At 41.9% G+C, this 2,932-nt stretch carries 2 protein-coding genes; both read left to right on the top strand.

Annotated elements, in window-relative coordinates:
* Positions 1 to 1,271, top strand: a 1,271-nt coding sequence (gene lnt / locus IT392_10610) for an apolipoprotein N-acyltransferase (protein ID MCC6544930.1), incomplete at its 5' end; no start/stop codon positions are given.
* Between the two features lie 45 nt (positions 1,272 to 1,316).
* On the top strand, positions 1,317 to 2,932 hold a 1,616-nt coding region (locus IT392_10605), incomplete at its 3' end, for a HAMP domain-containing protein (protein ID MCC6544929.1).

Genomic DNA, 2,932 nt, shown 5'->3' with positions numbered 1-2,932 from the left:
TATATACAGGACTATTCGGATATCTCATTAAATATATATCAGATAAAACATCTATTCCTATATCTGCAGCTGCCCCTTTTGTATGGGTCTCTCTTGAATTCCTAAAGGCCCACTTACTATCAGGTTTCCCATGGGCATCCCTCGGGTATTCACAATATAAATTCCTTCACATAATTCAGATAGCAGACATTACCGGAGTCTATGGTGTATCTTTTCTGATCGTCGCTGTGAATGCAATGCTTTTCGAAATCTTTTTCTTACGCAGAGAAAAGGTCTTGAGTAATCGCATGAGGATCATTCTCATATCATCATCGGCATTTCTTTTTGTGCTTTCTCTTTGCTACGGATACCTTAGACTCAGCAAAGATTACGATTCAAATGACAAAGGGTTGAAGATTGCTGTTATCCAGGGGAATATACCTCAACATCTAAAGTGGAACAGGGGCTTTCAGCGAAAAACTATTGATACATACCATCGTTTGACAAACGAAGCAGCAGAACTCAGTGCTGACCTGGTAGTCTGGCCTGAGACTGCCGCACCCTTCTTTTTTCAGGAAGACTCATCGTACCGTGAAGAGGTCCTTGATATCGCTGCAGTCGGAAATACATATCTGCTCTTTGGAAATCCTTCATATAAATTCTTTGATGATGATATTAAACCTCACATGTTAAACAGCGCATATCTTATTTCACCTTACAGAGATATCCTGGCAAGGTACGATAAGATACATCTCGTCCCCTTCGGTGAATATGTCCCGTTTTCAAACATTCTTTTTTTTGTTGAAAAGCTGGCATCCGGAACAGGTGACTTCTCCCCTGGAAGAGATCATATTGTAATGGGACTGCCTGAGAGTAAATTCGGTGTAGTTATCTGTTATGAAGTTATCTTTCCGGAACTGGTTAGAAAGTTCGTTCTCAATGGCGCCGATTTTATGGTTACCATTACTAATGATGCCTGGTTCGGCAAGACATCGGCACCATATCAGCACTTCACAATGGCTGTCTTCAGGTCAGTTGAAAACAGGGTCTATTTCGCCAGGTCTGCGAATACAGGCATATCAGGCTTTATTAGTCCCAAAGGTGAGATACTGCAGGCAAGTCCTATTTTTGAAGAATCCGTACTCATCCAGAAAGTATTCCCGTCTAATACGAAAACAGTTTACACTAAACATGGAGACATGTTTAGCTACGGAGATATTTTTATAACATGTGTGATACTTATCATCGCCGTTACCACACGCGCCAGAAACTCATCACTCCGCGTAAGGTGATAGTTCCCCTACCATTGAGTATTCAATTATGTTAATATTTCAGCGATGTTTAAACATATCAGAACCAAATTTGTAATCATTCTTCTTATCATCGGACTCCTTCCCTTATTGATTGGCACTACCATATATCTTACTACATCAAAAAAAGAGAGACTGGGAGAAAGAGAGCATGGATTAGTGCAGGAGTTGTCACATGTATCTTTTGCTATTGAGTCTATCTTCCTGAAGGCACAGACAAATCTTCTCCTTGCTGCAGTAAATCCTGCCTTCTTTCGTTTTTTTACTGAGAACAATCGACAGGCTGAAATGGAATATGAGCAGGTAAAAACACTACGTCAATTACAACTGCTTTTCCCGGAGGCAGTTAGTGTCACTGCATTCACAGATGTATCCGGTAATGAGATCACGAAGGTCGTGGTAAAACAGATAGCATCGAAGGAAGATTTGTCTACAATTATAGACACACCTTTTTTTGTCCCGGGACTCTCTCAACCACCAGGAGGTGTGTATCAGGGTGAACCCTATCTGAACCCGGAAACAAAACACTGGGTTATTCCGTTTGTCGCACCTGTTCATGACCAGGGCAATATAATGGGACTCCTGTATTTTGACCTGAACCTTGAATACTTCAGTGAAAAGCTGAAGTGGAATCTATCATCCGAAAACCATGCATTCCTTCTGGAAAGAGGCGGGAAAATCCTTGCACAAACGATCATTGCAATAGGAGAAACAGCAGGTCTTCCAAACATCTCATATCTTGACCAGTCTCCGTTGTTTCATAAAATCCTTGAAAATATATTAAATGGGAATAATGGTGCGGAGAGATTTACAACAACAAAAGGCCGTGAATATTTAGTCTCATATCAACCCATTCCATCAAGTCTGTGGAGCGTAATGGTTCTGACCCCATACCATGAAAGTTTCCGGGATATCCTACCGTTGGACCAGTTCCTGATTATATTTCTCGTGACATTTGTCCTGATCATAATATTTACCTTCTACATTGGAAAGAAATTCTCCGATCCTGTAAAAGATGTGGTTACCGGGACACAGATCATCGCCAGCGGAGATTTCACCCACAGGATCAGGACTAATCTGCATGACGAACTGGGGGATCTTGCCATCTCATTTAATAAAATGGCGGAGTATCTCCAGAATACTTATCAGGATCTTAAATCTACAAGCGCTCAACTTACACAATCTGCAAAGCTGGCCGCCGTCGGAGAGCTTGCCGCCGGCGTTGCTCATGAACTTAACCAGCCGTTGATGGTTATCAGAGGACATGCTCAGGAATTACTTGAGGAGGACACCGTACCTGAGAAGATAACCAGGGATCTGAAGCTTATCGAAAGACAGACAGGCCGGATGATGAGAATTATTGATCACCTCAGGGCATTTGCGAGACAATCTTCAGGCGCTTTTGAACCGGTGAATTTGAATGAGGTCATAAATGACTCCTTTACCCTCATTTCACAACAGCTAAAGAATAACAACATCGAAATAATTGAGGAACTTGATGATTCAATCCCCAGGATATGGGGTGACCAGAACAAGCTTGAACAGGTATTTCTGAACCTTATGACTAATGCTAAGGACGCAATGGAGGAAATGGGGCATGGCATACTGACTGTCAAGACTCAGCCTGTTTTTGACAAGATGTC

The sequence above is a fragment of the Nitrospirota bacterium genome (genome assembly GCA_020846775.1).
Taxonomy (GTDB): domain Bacteria; phylum Nitrospirota; class 9FT-COMBO-42-15; order HDB-SIOI813; family HDB-SIOI813; genus RBG-16-43-11.
The sequence above is the reverse complement of the archived record's forward strand: the minus strand, read 5'-3'. Positions and strand labels throughout refer to the sequence as shown.